Below are 15,003 nucleotides of genomic sequence, written 5' to 3'. Positions count from 1 at the left end.
GCGCCCGCCAGCAACAGGGCGATGGCGGACAGCTTTCCTCGATTGCCTTGCATATCTTCATCCTTTCCTGTGGACCGCATGGCCCGCGAACGGAAAGGGGCAGGGCTATGTTCCGTAAGGAAGTTTTGCTGCCCCCGGTCAGCGAGCGGCAGCGGCGGGCAAACGCGCCAGGCTTTCGGCCGCCGCCTTCCCCGCAGGCGATGCCGGAGCAATCTTCACCGCCCGCTGCCAGGCGGACCGCGCGACATCCTCATGATCGGTGAGGATGGCGATATTCCCCTCCTCCAGCGCGACGGAGGCGTCGTCCGGCGACATCTGGACTGCCCGCGCGATATGGGCCTGCGCCAGCTTCAACTCCCCCGTCCGCCGCGCCAATGTCGCGGACAGCAGCCATGCGAGCGGATCCTGCGCGGCCTGGACCGTGGCGACATCCAGCGAGTCACGCGCGCCATCCATGTCGCCGAGCGCCACCAGGGCGCGGGCGCGGTCCAGATGAAGCTCGCCCTTCTCCAGCCCGTCCGGCAGCCCGCGCGCCAGCGCCGCGTCAAAGCTGGTCCGCGCTTTGGCCGCGTCCCCGCCCGCCAGCGCCGCATTGCCAGCCTGCGCCCACAATCGCGCGCTTTGCGCCATGTCGCCGCCCCGCTCCGCCTCGTCCGCCGCCTGTTCGAAGGCGACGATGGCAGGCGCCCAGCGCTCCGCCCGCGCATAGGCGAAGCCCAGGCAATGACGCGCGTAGAAGCTGCCGCCTTCCAGCCGCCACTTCTGCGCGAAGGCAATCCCCTGATCGGGGGAGTCGATCGCCTGATCCAGACAGGCCTGGAAGGGCTTGGCGAACTTTTCCGGCACGGGGATGCGCCCGTCAGCGCGGACGGCCTGCGCCGGAGCCGCCGAAGAAGCGGCGGGAGCGGCGGCTTCCTTGCGCCGCCGGTTCATCACCGCTTCCACCTCCGGGTCATAGGCTTGCGGCGTCAACAGCAGCAGCGGCAATAAGATGGCCATCAAAGATTGTCCAAAAGGCTGGCGACGGTGCGGATCAGCAAAGCGATATCGGCGTCGCGGGAAAGGCGGTGGTCGCCATCCTTAATCAGCAGCGTCTGCACATCGGATGAACGCAGCTGCCGCGCGATCCGCAGCGCGATCTCCCAGGGCACGTCGGGGTCCTCCTGCCCTTGCAGAAGGCGGACGGGGCAGGAAATGGCGATCTCTTCCTCCAGCAGGCGCAGCGCCTGCCCCGATTCCCAGAAGGCCAGCGTCGTAACATAGGGCTGGTCGCCATAGGGCGTGGGCTCGGCGATCCGCCCCTCCGTCCTGAGCAGCGCCTTGTCGGCATCGGTAAAGCCCCATTCGGTAAAGTCCGGCGCGGCGGCTATGCCCACCAGCCCCGCCACCCTCTCAGGCCGGGCCAGCGCGATCAGCAGCGCCAGCCAGCCGCCCATGGAGGAACCGGCGAGCAGCACCGGCCCCTGCGTCAGCGAATCGATCAGCAACAGCGCATCGTCGCGCCAGCTGGCAAGCGTCCCATCCTCGAACCGTCCCTCGCTCGCGCCATTGCCGCCATAGTCGAGCCGCAGCATGGCCCGGCCGCTCTCCGCCGCCCAGGCGTCCAGCGCAACCGCCTTGCCGCCCTCCATGTCGGACATATAGCCCGGCAGGAACACGATCACGGGTCCGGCGCCGGGGCGGTAGCGATAGGCAAGCCGAAGCCCGTCAGGCCGCGCGAAAAAGGATGGCGGGGCGAGTACGGGTTGCTGCACAAAGGCTCTCCAGCGCAGTTTCGGTCGAGGGTCCGGCCACTGCCTTAAAGCGCGGCGAGCGGAAAACCAAAGCAGAAGAAAAATAAAGGGCTGCGCGATTGACAGGGTGAAAACCAACGGCTAATCGCGCCCACCTACCCCGTGCCCAGATGGCGGAATTGGTAGACGCACCAGCTTCAGGTGCTGGCGATCGCAAGGTCGTGGAGGTTCGAGTCCTCTTCTGGGCACCATTACTGGCTATGGATACGTCCAGGTAAGTCCAGTAAGCGGCTGGTTTCACAGCATTTCTTGACCGAAAATCGCCAGACACCGTCCGGCGAAATCCGGCTAAGAGCACCAGCAGCAGCCACAAAATGTTGCTCTTTTTGGTGCTCTCGGATCGACCCGGCTTTGCTGGGAAAACGACCATGCTGACCTACATCCAGATCAATGCCGCCAAGCCGAAAGCGAAGGCTTGGACCCTGAGCGATTCACAAGGCCTCCATCTCCAGATCCAACCCAACGGCTCTAAGCTCTGGCGCTTCAAGTATCGGTTCCTGGCAGCGAAATCGGGATCGCCATGGCTGACTGGTGGCAAGGGTCGGAAGTTGCCGCCCGCCTAGCGGGATAGTTACCTCATAGCCCACCGGCGCGTGCTGGTTAGCGACTTTGAACCGCCCTTTTTGAATGGAGAGAGCGATGGCGCCATCTCCTTTCAAATCGCTTTGCATGAAATTTTAATGAGGATCGTTGCATAATATGTTTCCCGCATATATGTGTGGCGCAGGAGATGTGACATGTCGGCCCTCAGCGATCTCAAGCGCCATTTGCGCCCCGGACAGGTTTATCGTCGCAAGGATCTTGCGCGCTGGTCCAACGCGGTCGATCGTCATGTGCGGCAATTGCTGGATGAAGGGCGCCTCGAAAAGGTTTCCGCCGGTGTCTATATGGCGCCGCGTCAAACAAGGTTCGGGGCGGCACCTGCCAAGCCCGAAAAGCTCGTCGAGACATTCCTCGGCGACGACCGATTTCTGATGGTCTCGCCAAATGCGTTCAACGGGCTCGGGGTCGGTACGACGCAGCTCTACAACGAGCCGGTCGTCTACAACCGCAAGCGGCACGGGAAGTTCACCCTTGATGGGCGTGTCTATGATTTCCGGATGCGGCCGTCTGTACCCAAGCGGCTGTCCAAGGAAATCCTGCTGGTCGATCTGCTGCACAATCTCGATCGGCTGCCGGAAGACAAATCGGCAGTGCTCCCGCGCGCGCTCGAGCGGGCGAAGGAAATGGATCGTTCCCGTCTTGCCAAGGCGGTCCAGGATTTTGGCTCTGCGCGGGCTGAACGCTTGCTCTCGCCTGTTCTCGAACGGGCTTGAAGGCGCACGAGGTGCTGCTGCACGATCATCAGGATTTCGACGATCTTCTCGCGGTCGTGTCGCGCGAGCATGCGATCGATCCGGGTTTGGTCGAGAAGGACTATTGGATCATGCACGTCCTCTGGGGCTTGCAGCAGTCGGGTTTTCGCTTTGAACTCAAGGGCGGAACGTCGCTCTCGAAAGGGCATGGCCTTATCCATCGGTTTTCCGAGGACATCGACATCCTGATTCACCCCGACCTGGACGATCTGCCAACCGGCAAGAACCAGAACAAGCCTGCCCATATTGAGGCACGCCGTACGTTCTATGATGGTCTGTCGGCCAAGATCACGATCCCCGGCATAACTGAGATCGAGCGCGACGAAGCATTCGATGACCAGCGCATGCGCAGTGCAGGCATCCGCCTGCATTATACTCCCCGCAACCCGCTACCGGGGGGCGTCAAGGACGGGATTTTGCTGGAGGCTGGTTTCGATCAGGTCGCACCCAATCGGCCATGCCTGATCAGTTCGTGGGCCTATGACAAGGCGGCGGCGAGTGATCTTCCTGGCCTGACTGACAACCGGGCGTTCGACGTGCCCTGCTACGAACCCGGCTACACACTGGTCGAGAAGCTCCAGACGATCTCGACGAAGTTCCGGCGGCATCTTGAGGATGGCAGCATGCCGCAGAACTTCCTTCGCCACTATTACGACGTCTATTGCCTCCTCGGTGATCCCGGCGTTCAGGCGTTCCTCGGCACCGAAGCCTATGTGGCTCATAAGGACGAGCGCTTCCCGGCTGCAGATAACAAAGCGATCGCCGAAAACGCCGCGTTTGAACTTTCGGACCAAGCCACACGGGATCGCTTCGCCCGCGCCTATGCCGCCACGTCTGCGCTCTACTATCGCGGGCAACCCAGCCTCGACGATATCCTTAGGCGCATCCACGAGTATGCGGATCGCCTGTGAGAGATCAGCGCGGGCCTACATCAAATGGACGACGCGAAAGCGGTCGGAGCTGGTGCGGATGCGCGACATCCGAATCACGGTGCAACGGAACAGCAGACAGCTAAAAACGCTGGCAAAGGGACTCGAACCTCATCAACAAAAAGTCGTAGGGTATCGACGATGGTATTGGCTGACAATATTGTGAAAAAATGATTATTTCTCAATTTACTAGCGCGATTTTCGAGTCCTCTCCTGCTTGAGACCCTGAGCGCGTGCGAAGTCGTTTGAGGACGTCTTATTCCATCACGCAAGACGCCCTCGGGCTGAGACTTGCAAGGGCTGTTTCAAGTCGGACTGTTGGTCTGACCTAGACATTTATCAGAGGCTCCGAAGACCCAAAATCCCTCAGATGTCTATCGAGGCGTAAACAACCTTATCCCGAGTCGCGGTATTGAACGAATAGTTCACCGTCGTGCCCAAGCCGCCGTTTTTGCGAACGTCGCCGTCATCCAGGCTTCCCCAATAGGCGTAAGGATACTTGCCGTGTGCCAGAGGTCCTGTCGGCGGGACGACGATAACGACGTGACCATGGTTGCTGCCGAGATCCTTGGCCTTCAAGCCTCCAACCACCAGTTTGCCGTCCGCCGCTGCGGCGGATGCCGCCACTCCGTCCTCGAGGCTTGTCCAACCGGAACCGCTAATTTGATCAACAATGCTATCCGCATTCCCGGTCAAAGTCACTCCCAGGTTCCCGGCCACCGCCTTCACAAACGCGTTGCAATCCGTGCTGTTTGATGGCCACTGTGCCTTGCAGATCGCAGTGACGTCGCTGCTCAGAAGCCGGAGCATCGCTCTATACTCGGAAGCGTTCGCGCCGGCGCCAAGCCTGATTGCGTCGGGCGGAATGACGACCACGGTCTGACGGTCGCCCGACACCATCATTGGATGCTGATTACCTGATCATCCGGGAGTAAACGGGCAAGTTCGCGGGTACCAATGCAGGCTGGGCACTGGCGCTGATACACGTCGCCGAAGCAGCGATTATCGTGCCCGCACTGACGGGACTGGGGCAGACCAGCACTGGGCTCTCGCCGCCGAGACTTGGCGTGGCTCGGCGGCGGCGCGATCGTTAAATCAAATGCATGGCGGATCGACACCGTTGCTTCGTTTCACCGGACATGGATCAGCATGCAGGAGGTGCCGATGGCGATCCCGGTCGCCCTTGCGTGTTTCATCCGTACCACAAGCCGCTGGCCTGACCCATGTCATCAGATCTTGGCATGATGCTCAGCCGCCGGCAGGCGCTGGGCGGGGCGGTTGCCGCCATGCCGCTTGCGGCTGGAGCGATGCAAGCGCCCGCCGCGCCGGTGCTGCCGGACAAGGCGTCCTTCGCTGCCGGTCCGCTCGCTTATCTGGACAATGCATCGACCCATCCCATCAGCATCGGTGCCAGAGCGGCGATTGACGCCTATATGGAAAGCCGGATGCTCGCCCCGATGGCGAAGAACCAGAGGCGCCAGGACATGGCCCGCCCGCTAGGCAAATTCGCCGGCCTGATGAATGCGGATGCGGACGAGCTGACCTGGGTCCAGAGCACGACCATGGGCGAGCAGATGGTCTTGCGCGCGATGGGGTTTCCGGCTGCGGGCGGCCGGATTGTCACCGACACGCTGCACTTCTACGCATCCTTCCCCATGTATATGGAGATGGCGCGGCAGGGCATCGATGTCCGTTGGGTCACGGCGCGCGACGGGCGCATCGCGCTGGAGGACATGGCCGAAGCGATCAGGCCCGGCACGAAGCTGGTAATGCTGTCGCTGGTGTCAACTTATAACGGCTTCACCCATGATCTGAAGGCGGTGTGCGACCTGGCCCATCCGGCGGGGGCACTGGTCTATGCCGATATCATCCATGCCGCCGGAGCCATCCCTGTAGACCTGCACGCCAGCGGTGTCGATTTTGCGGCGTGCGCGACGTACAAATGGCTGATGGGGGATTTCGGGCTGGGTTTCCTCTATGTGCGCAGGGGCGTCGCCGATCTTTTGCCCCGCACCGAATATGGCTATTATGGCTTTGCGAAGCCGGGAGCGCCGCCGGGCATCGGCCTGTCGCCACCGGAAACGCATGTCTATCCACTCGATCCGCCCGGCGCGTGGCCGGTAGCCTATATGAAGCGCGGCGGCGCCATCGGCCATTTCGCGACCGGAACCTATAGCCACGCCGTGCCTGCGCAGCTCGACTATTCGCTCGACTATATCGCCCGGCTCAGCGTCCCGGCCATTCAAGCGCATGCGCAGGCGCTGATCAGGCAATTGCGTGAGGAACTTTCGCGCAAAGGCTATCGCATCATCACGCCTCCCGAAGCGCGAGTCCCATTGCTCACCTGCCTCTTAGCCAATGCAAAGGCAGTGCTCGCCGAGCCGCTGGCTAAGGCGCAGGTGCGGCTGTCACTGCATGACAATCATTTTCGCGTCTCGCCATCGGTCTATAACGACCAGAAGGATATCGAGCGCCTGATTGCGGCGCTGCCGCCTGTCTGACCGTGCCGTCATTGGAGTTCCGCCTATGAAGACCGCTCTCGCGCTGATCGCCCTCCTGGCAGCTACCCCCGCCTTCGCGCAACAGCCGCTTCCCGCGTCCCTGCCTTTCTCGCCATCGGTGCGCGTGGGGGATACCCTCTATCTGTCAGGGCAAATCGGTCGGGTTCCGGCGGGCCTTGACCCACACAAGGAAGGGTTCGACGCGGCGGTCCGCGAATCGATGGACGCCATTGGCAAGGTCTTGAAGGACAATGGATTGAGTTATGCCAATGTCGCCAAATGCACGGTGATGCTGGACGACATGGCCGATTGGCCGCGCTTCAACAGCGTCTATCTGACCTATTTCAAGGGCAAGCGTCTTCCCGCGCGTAGTGCGTTCGGCGCGGACGGGCTGGCGCTGGGTGCCCCGCTGGAAGTCGAATGCATAGCGGCTTTCGAATGAAGGAGGTCCTGCTGGTTTGGGAATCCTAACAGGGCTTCGCTGGCGTGACCCAAGCAGACGTAGCCGCGCATCCTCTCCGGTCTACAGCGCCGCGATCAGGCCCTGGTGCGTAAGTTCCCGGCAGACGCGATGGACGACGACCTTGTCCAGTGGGGATATTCGAACAAGCTCGCGCTGTGAGGCGAGCTCCAACGTCGATGCATGGCGCGGCGGCGCCTGGCTGAGTCCGGCCGAACGCGCCGGGGTCCCAACCACGTTCGCCCCCGGCGACATCGTCTTCGAATAGCCTAGTGCCGGTCGTTCCGATCGATCAGCCCGTCCACCCGCTGATTCCTTCCTCCTTCCCGCCGATTGCCACGTTCGCGGCCTGTGCCTCGCTCGATGACATGGACGCGGTGATGGAGCTGGAGGGCTGGACCACGTCTCGTCGCAACGAGGATCAGGCGGCTGCCGCGCGAGCAATGGGTCCATGGCGAGCTTCCTTCATGCGCGCGCGGGGGGATTCAGCAGCGGCGACCTCACCACCTGGTATGCGTCGAGCGGCATCGAGGCAGCGATCGCCGAGGTCCCTCACCATGCGATTGGCGAGATGATCGACCGCGGCGCGGATCGTGCGGTCAGGGTCTATCGCGAATGTCTTGCCGATCTCGAAGGCCGCTACGAGGATCTGCGCGGCGCTCCCTTTCGGCAGTAGCAGACTTCTGTGGTGCACTCCCGCAACATGGATAAGAAGGCGGCTTTCGGGGGCAACGCAGCGCTAGACGGCATCTAAATAATTCGCGCCTTGCCGGTGGGCTCAAAAGCTGTCTTGCGCTGCAAGCACCAACAGCATATTGGCGGGACGTTCATGCCGTATCCCGGCATGGGCAATGATCGCGCCGGTGCCCCGAAAGGGGCTTAATAGGGAACGCGGTGCGGATGGCGAAATCCATCCCAATCCGAGGCTGTCCCTGCAACTGTAAGCGGTGAGCGCGATGCACATGTGCGGATGGGATTGTCCCGAACCGCCAGCCACTGGGCCGGACGCTAATTCCTGCGAGGCCTGGGAAGGCCGTGCATCAAGTTATGACCCGCGAGCCAGGAGACCTGCCGGCGCTAGGTCGCTCTTGCTTTGGTCCAGGGGATGGTCAGGGCACGGTACTTCTCCGTCTGAGCGACGAACCTAAGCGGCTGGGGCCGTGAGGGTCTGCGTCTGCGGGCGACATGCGCCCGGCCGCCGTCGCAGGCCGACCGTTCGTGCGCCTGGTTGACCGGTTCAGGTCAGCCCTGACGATATGTGCCGGTTTGCCCCCGCCGTCCAAGCTCAGGCGCGGGGGGAACGAACATGAAGTCGATCCAATATCTGTCTCTGCTGGCTCTGACGGCGGCGCCGGCTTTCGCACAATCCAATCCCAGCCAACCCACCAGGAATGAAGATGGCGACACCATCGTCGTGACCGGAAGCCGCTCCGGTGAGGCGGTGCCGGTCAAGCAGATCGGTGCCTCCATAACGGTGCTGGACGCAGAAGCGCTCGAAACGCGGCAGACGCGGATCATATCCGATATCCTGCGCGACGTGCCTGGCGTGGCGGTCAACCGCACCGGCGCGATCGGCGGCCTGACCCAGATCCGCGTGCGTGGTTCTGAGGGCAATCACGTCCTGGTCCTGATCGACGGAATCAAGGCCTCCGATCCTTATTATGGCGAATATGATTTCGGTACGCTGATCGCCGATCCAGAGGCCAAGGTCGAAGTGTTGCGCGGCCAGCAGTCCTCCCTCTATGGGTCGGACGCGATCGGCGGCGTGATCCAATATATCACCCTGACTGGCGCGGAAGCGCCCGGCTTCTCGGCCCGGGCCGAGGGCGGCTCTTTCGGCACGTTCACTGGCGGGCTCCGCGCGGCTGGCGTTACCGGCGACCTCGATTATGCCGTCTCCGGCTCCTATTATCACACCAAGGGAACGCCGACCGCACGCTATGGCACCCGCGACGTGGGGTCGGACAGCGCAGGCCTGTCCGCCAAGCTGATCTGGTCGCCAGCGGACAACTTCAAGGTCACCGGCGTCGCACGCTACAGCTACACTGACGCCGATACCAACGATAGCGAGAATGATCCGGGCAGCCCGCTGTTTGGCTACACTGTCGACAGTCCCGGCGTCCATTTCAAGAACAAGGCTTTCTACGGCCTCATTCGTGCCGAGTTGACTGCTCTCGACGGTCGCTGGACCAACGCCGTGACCGCGCAAATGGCGGACACGACCCGCAAGGGCTACACCGCTGCCGGCTTCGACTATGGCGACAAGGGGCAGCGTTACAAGGGTAGCTTCGAATCCAGCCTGCGCTTCGGCACGGACGGCATCATTCACCGCCTGACCGCCGCCGTGGATGTCGAACGCGAGCAGTTCCAGAATACAACGCCCTCTGCCTTCCAGGGCAAGCGCCATACCGACAATGTCGGCCTGGTCGGGCAGTATGAGCTTCTGGTCAACGACGCGCTGTCGCTGGGGGCCTCGATTCGCCGCGACGAGAATGACCGCTTCGACGATGTCACGACATGGCGGGCGCAGGGCAGCTACAGCTTTGCGACCGGCACACGTATTCGCGGTGCCTATGGGACGGGCGTCAAGAATCCGGGCTATAATGAATTGTTCGGCTATTCGGATGGCCGCTATATCGGCAACCCGAACCTGAAGCCGGAAAAATCCGAGGGTTGGGAAGCCGGGATCGAACAGAGCTTCGGCGGCAACCTTGCCACCATCGGCGCGACCTATTTCGACAGCAGGCTGAAAGACGAAATCTACATCACCTATCCCGCGCCGACCTATGTGGCCACACCGTCCAACCGCACGACCCTGTCGAAGCAACGCGGCGTCGAAGTCTTCGTGAGCGCCCGGCCGATCCAGCAGATCAGATTGGACGCTGCATACACCTATTTGAAGGCGCGGGAAAACGGCACCGAGGAAGTGCGGCGTCCCAAGCATGTCGCAAGCTTCAACGCGACGGTGTTCAGCAAGGACGAGCGTTTTTCCGGCACGATCACCCTGCGGTACAATGGCCGCCAGAGCGATGTCGCCTATACCGATCCCAGCTACATCCCGGTTCGCGTGTCGCTGAAGGAATATGTGCTGGTGAACCTCAACGCCGAGTACAAGATCACTCCGGCTATCGCTCTTTTCGGGCGCGTGGAGAATCTGGCGAACGAGGATTATGAGGAGGTGTTCAGCTTCGCCACGCCCGGCCGCGCCGGCTATGGCGGCGTGCGCGTCCGCTTCTGATGCGTCTCGCCGCCCTTCTGGCGGGACTGGTCCTAACCGCGCTGCCGATGCCCGTCGGCAGCGCGGACGTGCCGCATTTGCCGAAGAGGCCGATGCGGGTCATGTCGATGAACCAGTGCGCCGATCAGCTTGTCCTGGCCTTGCTGCCTCCCGAGCGGATTGCATCCGTGACCTGGCTGTCGCGCGATCCTGATGGATCGCTGATGGCCCGCGAAGCGATGCGGGTGGGCATCAACCATGGCCTGTCCGAGGAGGTCGTCCGGCAAAAGCCGGACCTGGTGGTCGCGGGCAGCTTCACCACGGCGGCAACCCGCGTGCTGCTCAGGCGCATGGGTTATCCCATGATCGAGGTCGATCATGCGGAGAGCTTCGAGGACATAAGGCGGATCACCCGGCAGGTCGCCCAGGCCGTTGGAGAGGAAGCGAAGGGCGAAGCGCTGATCGCCCGGATGGACCGGCAGCTCGCCGATCTTGCCCGCAATGCCGGTCCGCGACTGCGCGTCGCCGCCTGGGACGGCGCAGGCTTCAACGCCAGCGAGGGATCGCTCTACAACGCCGTCCTAGAGGCAGCGGGCGCGGACAATGTCGCCAATCGGCCGCCTGCGACAAGCTATGGCCGGCCAGACGTAGAGGTGCTGCTGGCGACCGCACCGACGCTGCTGGTAAAGGGCGCGGGGCTTGGCCGCAAGCCGGGCCTGCGCGACAATGTCGAGCGGCATCCGCTGGTTCGCCGCTATTGGGACGGGGCGCGCACGCTGACGATTCGGCAGGCCACCTATCAATGCGGCACGCCGATGGTCGGCGACGCCGCCATTGCCCTGCGCGCCGAACTGCGTGCCGCCGCCGCACGGGTGAAGACCCCGTTGCCTTTCGCGTCGGCGAGGGACCTGTGAACCGCTGGCTCGTGCCCGTCCTGACGCTGCTGCTGACCGGCGCGGCCCTGCTCTCCATCCTGGCTGGAACGGTGTGGCTGACGCCGGGGCAGACCTGGGACGCGCTGCTTTCAACGGCGCCCGATTTGCCGGGGCTCATCGTCCGGGAAATCCGCCTGCCGCGCATCATCCTCGGCACGTTGATCGGAGCGAGCCTGGGCCTGTCGGGCGCGACGCTCCAGGGCCTGCTGCGCAATCCGTTGGCCGAGCCGGGGCTGCTGGGCGTGACCTCTGGCGCCTCGCTCGGCGCAGTCGTCGCCATCTATTTCGGCTTCGCCTCCAGTTTCGGGCTGGCAACTCCGCTGTTCGCGCTGACCGGGGGGTTCGTCACGGCGGGGATCGCGCTGTTGCTTGCCCGGAGCGGTGGCACGCTGGCGCTGATCCTCACCGGCGTCGCGATCAGCAGCATCACCATGGCGCTGGTCATGCTGGCGCTCAATCTCGCGCCCAACCCCTATGCCGCCTATGAGATCATGACCTGGCTGATGGGGTCGCTCAGTGACCGGAGCTGGGACCATGTCATGCTCGCTCTACCGTTCGTGCTGCCCGGACTTGTCATACTGCTGCTCACCGCGCGGGCGCTTGATGCGCTGACCTTGGGCGAAGTGCAGGCCGAAAGCCTGGGCGTGCCGGTGACGCGCATCCGCCTGATGGCGCTTGCGGGCACGGCGCTCAGCGTCGGGGCGGCGACGTCAATCGCCGGGTCGATCGGTTTCGTGGGCTTGATGGCCCCGCATCTGGTCCGCCCACTGGTAGGTCATCAGCCGGGCCGGGTGTTGTTGCCGGCGATGCTGGCTGGCGCACTGCTCGTCACTCTCGCCGATGTCGCGACGCGCACGCTGATCTTCGGTGGCGCGCCGCTCAATATCGGCGTGTTCACAAGCCTGATCGGTACGCCTTTCTTCCTGTGGCTGATCCTGCATGTGCGGAGGCGGACGGCATGAGCGACTTGATCCTCGATCATATCGTTGTGCGGCGCGGCGGCCGGGCCATCCTTGACGACCTGTCGCTGCACTTCCCCGCCGGGCGGTTAACCGCCGTCGTCGGCCCCAATGGCGCGGGCAAGAGCACGATGCTGGACGTCGCGGCGGGTCTGCTCGCGCCCGATGCCGGCGCAGTGCGGCTAGGCGAAACGCCTTTGCCCGCGATCGGCCGCAAGGTACTGGCGCGGCGCCGAGCCTATCTGCCACAGCGGGCTGGCGTCGAATGGCCCGTCAACGTAGAACGGGTCGTGGCGCTCGGCCTCACGTCCAGCCTTCCGGCCTTTGGGGCGTTGCCAGATGCTCTACTCCCCGCAGTTGAGGATGCGCTTGCCGCCTGCGATCTGCTTGCCCTGCGTCATCGGTCGGCCACGGCCTTGTCGGGTGGCGAACTCGCGCGGGCAATGCTGGCCCGGGCGATCGTCGGCGATCCTGAACTGCTGATCGTGGATGAGCCAACCGCTGGCCTCGATCCGCGCCACGCGATGGACGCCATGCGCCGGTTGCGGACGCGGGCGGATGCGGGGCGGACAGTGATCCTCGCGATCCATGACCTCGATCTGGCGCTCAACCATGCCGATGGCATCGTCGCGATCCGGGAGGGTCGCCTACTGGCCGAAGGCCCGGTCTTAGATGTGGTGACGGAAGACCTTCTCTGCACGCTTTACGATGTGCGCGTCCGAATTCTGCGCGACGCCGATGGTGTCGCTGTCCGCTTCCTTGATGACCGGAGACCCGGATGAGCCTGCCGCAAGATCCGTTCGACCTTATCGCCGCCTTTCTCGATGATCCCGCCCATGGCTGGAGTATTGGCAGCTTCGGGGCGATCGGCGAGTTTATCCGCGACCCGGAAGAACAGGTGGAAATGACCCGCGCGCCGGATCGGTTGGAAGCCTGCACCGCGCGCGGCGCAATCCGTATCGAACGTGGCGCGGCGCTCACCCCGATCGCCTGGGATAGTCTTTCGCCGGACGGGGAAAGCTGGGGCCACTCGCTGGCCTTCTGCGTGCCGCGCGAAACGAGCGGGCCGCGCGTCATTGGCGACATGGGAATCGACGAAGAGGCCATCCGCGCCACAGACCGGGGCGATCGCCTGTTCGACCTTGGCGTTGGATCAGGCGTCGTTACCATGTGTCTTCGTACGAAGGATGCAGGACTGATCGCCGCCATGGAGGCTGCGCAGGGTCAGTCCGTGCCCGGCAACGGCGCGGTCATGGGGCAAGTGTTGCGCGCGCAGCCCCATCGGGTGCTGCTGTCACCGGCCGGCAGGGTCGAGGTGTTCCAGCCGATCCCGCCGCCGGACGGCAAATCGCCCGATGGGCCGCATACCCATCTGCTTCCCAAGCTGATCGCCAACCGACAGGATCAGGATGAAAGGCAGCACGAACAGCCCGGCATAGAAATGCCAGCGCCAGGTCGTGCGATAGGCGGCGCCTGCCGATGGCGGCATCGCAGCGGCGGCCGACAGGATCGAGGTTCAGAGATGCGAACGAACAACCGGCTCCATCCCTGATTTCCCGTATGCAGGTGAAACAAATATCATCCGGAGACCGGTAACGGCGAAACAGCCCCATCGTAAGCCGCCGCGCGGCGCGCGGATGTCCCCAGCGCGCCTATAAGCCACGAAAAACCAAAGCGCCGCACCTGCGGCATAGACGATATCTATGGGATCTATAGCATAATCGCGACTGGCGTGATGAGGCGGTTTAGGGATGCTTGGCCTGACCTGATATTCAATGGGCTTGGACGCGTGACCCTTAGCAGCGCTCCGTAAAGCCCCCAGGACACACGCAAGCGACATGAGGGCGGTATGAACGGAGTCCGCGTAGGTAAAAGGGTGATAGGCGCTCAATCGCCGGTAACGATCGGGTGGGAAAACATTCCCCGGGTCCAGGGCGGCCCGCTGAAGCAGTTCGTCTTCACCTGGTTTCAGCCCACAATGCTGCTCGCGCTCATCGCATTCTGGTATTACGCCCCCAATGACGTTGCGAAAGCGTCCACCGCGATCGGCATCGGCATCGGCTTCAAGGTGCTGCTGCTGGCCCTGGAATGGGTCAATCCACGCCATGAAAGCTGGCGCCTGACCTGGAAGGAGCTGGTTACAGACCTCTTCTATGTCGGTCTGGGCTATACGCTGCTCAGCATGGTTGAACGCTATATCGGCAGCGACGCCGTGATCGAGGCCGTTCAGCATAATTTCGACTGGGACAAGTTTGCATGGTTCATGGGCCTGCCGCTGCTGGTGCAGGCGTTTCTGATCTCGTTCATCTTCGATTTCGGGCAATATTGGATGCACCGCGGAATGCACAACTGGTATCCGCTGTGGCTGACCCATGCGCCGCATCACTATATCACGCAGCTCAACATCAACAAGGGAGCGGTCGGTAATCCCGTCGAACTCTTCCTGATCGGGCTCGGGATCGGCGGGTTCTTCGATTTCCTGCCCCGCGCAGCCCTGCTTGCCGGTACATTGGGTCTGGCGGTCGGCACCTATCAGCACATCAATGTCCGCTTCAACTCGCCGCGCTGGTGGCGTTTCCTGTTCAACACCACCGAACATCACAGCATGCACCATTCCCAGGACTATGAGGCTAGCCGCAGCAATTATGCCAGCACCTGGATCGTCATCGACCGCATGTTCGGCACCTGCGTCGATGGAGAAGCCGAACTGCTGGGCATGGAGGGCGGCCGCAAGATGTCGATCAGCGAAACCATGACCTTCCCCTTCACCGAAGGCTGGAAGACGATCAGGGCGAAGCTGCGCAGGGACCGTTTCGAAGAGCCTGCGGTGCTGCCCGCTGAATGACCGATATTC

The 15,003-nt window shown here is 63.0% G+C and carries 15 protein-coding genes, 1 tRNA gene and 1 riboswitch; of the genes, 13 read left to right on the top strand and 3 right to left on the bottom strand.

All coding sequences use genetic code 11. The annotated features are described in order from the left end of the window. Positions 1-138: 138 nt before the first annotated feature. Both L288_RS34730 and L288_RS34725 read right to left on the bottom strand, forming a co-directional pair. Positions 139-999 (bottom strand): tetratricopeptide repeat protein, encoded by an 861-nt coding sequence (locus tag L288_RS34730; protein WP_021238832.1) that lies wholly within the window; start codon positions 997-999, stop codon positions 139-141. Then, positions 999-1,754, bottom strand: a complete 756-nt coding sequence (locus L288_RS34725) for an alpha/beta fold hydrolase (protein WP_031304539.1) — start codon at positions 1,752-1,754, stop codon at positions 999-1,001. The genes L288_RS34730 and L288_RS34725 overlap by 1 nt, the downstream gene beginning before the upstream one ends. A gap of 143 nt (positions 1,755-1,897) precedes the next feature. Between L288_RS34725 and L288_RS34720 the strand changes: the two genes are divergently transcribed. The 4 genes from L288_RS34720 (at position 1,898) to L288_RS34705 (ending at position 4,059) form a co-directional block, all read left to right on the top strand. Further along, positions 1,898-1,984 (top strand) — tRNA-Leu (locus L288_RS34720). 177 nt (positions 1,985-2,161) lie between these two features. Next, positions 2,162-2,356, top strand: a complete 195-nt coding sequence (locus tag L288_RS43085; protein ID WP_269077980.1) for an Arm DNA-binding domain-containing protein — start codon at positions 2,162-2,164, stop codon at positions 2,354-2,356. A gap of 174 nt (positions 2,357-2,530) precedes the next feature. Next, a complete protein-coding gene (locus tag L288_RS34710; protein ID WP_021238829.1) occupies positions 2,531-3,109 on the top strand; it encodes a hypothetical protein in 579 nt (192 codons plus the stop codon). 11 nt (positions 3,110-3,120) lie between these two features. Then, positions 3,121-4,059, top strand: coding sequence for a nucleotidyl transferase AbiEii/AbiGii toxin family protein (locus tag L288_RS34705; protein ID WP_031304538.1), 939 nt, complete (start codon positions 3,121-3,123; stop codon positions 4,057-4,059). A gap of 384 nt (positions 4,060-4,443) precedes the next feature. Here L288_RS34705 and L288_RS0121760 read toward each other — a convergent pair whose 3' ends face one another. Continuing rightward, positions 4,444-4,980, bottom strand: a complete 537-nt coding sequence (locus L288_RS0121760) for a hypothetical protein (RefSeq protein ID WP_021238827.1) — start codon at positions 4,978-4,980, stop codon at positions 4,444-4,446. 320 nt (positions 4,981-5,300) lie between these two features. On the opposite strand from L288_RS0121760, the gene L288_RS34700 reads away from it, so the two are divergent. The 9 genes from L288_RS34700 (at position 5,301) to L288_RS34660 (ending at position 14,994) form a co-directional block, all read left to right on the top strand. Further along, on the top strand, positions 5,301-6,578 hold the full coding sequence (locus L288_RS34700) for an aminotransferase class V-fold PLP-dependent enzyme (RefSeq protein WP_236613035.1): 1,278 nt from the start codon (positions 5,301-5,303) through the stop codon (positions 6,576-6,578). Between the two features lie 25 nt (positions 6,579-6,603). Next, entirely contained in the window at positions 6,604-7,020 is a 417-nt protein-coding gene (locus L288_RS34695) for a RidA family protein (protein WP_031304536.1), read from the top strand. Positions 7,021-7,489: 469 nt separating this feature from the next. Further along, positions 7,490-7,714, top strand: coding sequence for a hypothetical protein (locus L288_RS42010; protein ID WP_021238824.1), 225 nt, complete (start codon positions 7,490-7,492; stop codon positions 7,712-7,714). A gap of 168 nt (positions 7,715-7,882) precedes the next feature. Next, positions 7,883-8,128, top strand: a riboswitch (cobalamin riboswitch). Positions 8,129-8,344: 216 nt separating this feature from the next. Continuing rightward, complete coding sequence (locus L288_RS34685) at positions 8,345-10,276, top strand: TonB-dependent receptor plug domain-containing protein (protein ID WP_021238823.1); 1,932 nt, start codon at positions 8,345-8,347, stop codon at positions 10,274-10,276. Further along, positions 10,276-11,169 carry an ABC transporter substrate-binding protein gene (locus L288_RS34680; RefSeq protein ID WP_021238822.1) on the top strand — a complete coding sequence of 298 codons (894 nt, stop codon included), beginning with the start codon at positions 10,276-10,278 and terminating at the stop codon, positions 11,167-11,169. Before L288_RS34685 ends, L288_RS34680 begins: the two co-directional genes overlap by 1 nt. Beyond that, positions 11,166-12,152, top strand: a complete 987-nt coding sequence (locus L288_RS34675; RefSeq protein ID WP_021238821.1) for a FecCD family ABC transporter permease — start codon at positions 11,166-11,168, stop codon at positions 12,150-12,152. The genes L288_RS34680 and L288_RS34675 overlap by 4 nt, the downstream gene beginning before the upstream one ends. After that, positions 12,149-12,931 (top strand): ABC transporter ATP-binding protein, encoded by a 783-nt coding sequence (locus tag L288_RS34670; protein WP_021238820.1) that lies wholly within the window; start codon positions 12,149-12,151, stop codon positions 12,929-12,931. Before L288_RS34675 ends, L288_RS34670 begins: the two co-directional genes overlap by 4 nt. Continuing rightward, the gene (locus L288_RS43490; RefSeq protein ID WP_021238819.1) at positions 12,928-13,701 is read left to right on the top strand and encodes a DUF6925 family protein; all 774 of its coding nucleotides are present in this window, start codon (positions 12,928-12,930) and stop codon (positions 13,699-13,701) included. The genes L288_RS34670 and L288_RS43490 overlap by 4 nt, the downstream gene beginning before the upstream one ends. 297 nt (positions 13,702-13,998) lie before the next feature. Beyond that, on the top strand, positions 13,999-14,994 hold the full coding sequence (locus L288_RS34660; RefSeq protein ID WP_031304533.1) for a sterol desaturase family protein: 996 nt from the start codon (positions 13,999-14,001) through the stop codon (positions 14,992-14,994). The last annotated feature ends 9 nt before the right edge of the window (positions 14,995-15,003 follow it).

Source organism: Sphingobium quisquiliarum P25 (assembly GCF_000445065.1).
Lineage (GTDB): Bacteria > Pseudomonadota > Alphaproteobacteria > Sphingomonadales > Sphingomonadaceae > Sphingobium > Sphingobium quisquiliarum.
The sequence above is the reverse complement of the archived record's forward strand: the minus strand, read 5'-3'. Positions and strand labels throughout refer to the sequence as shown.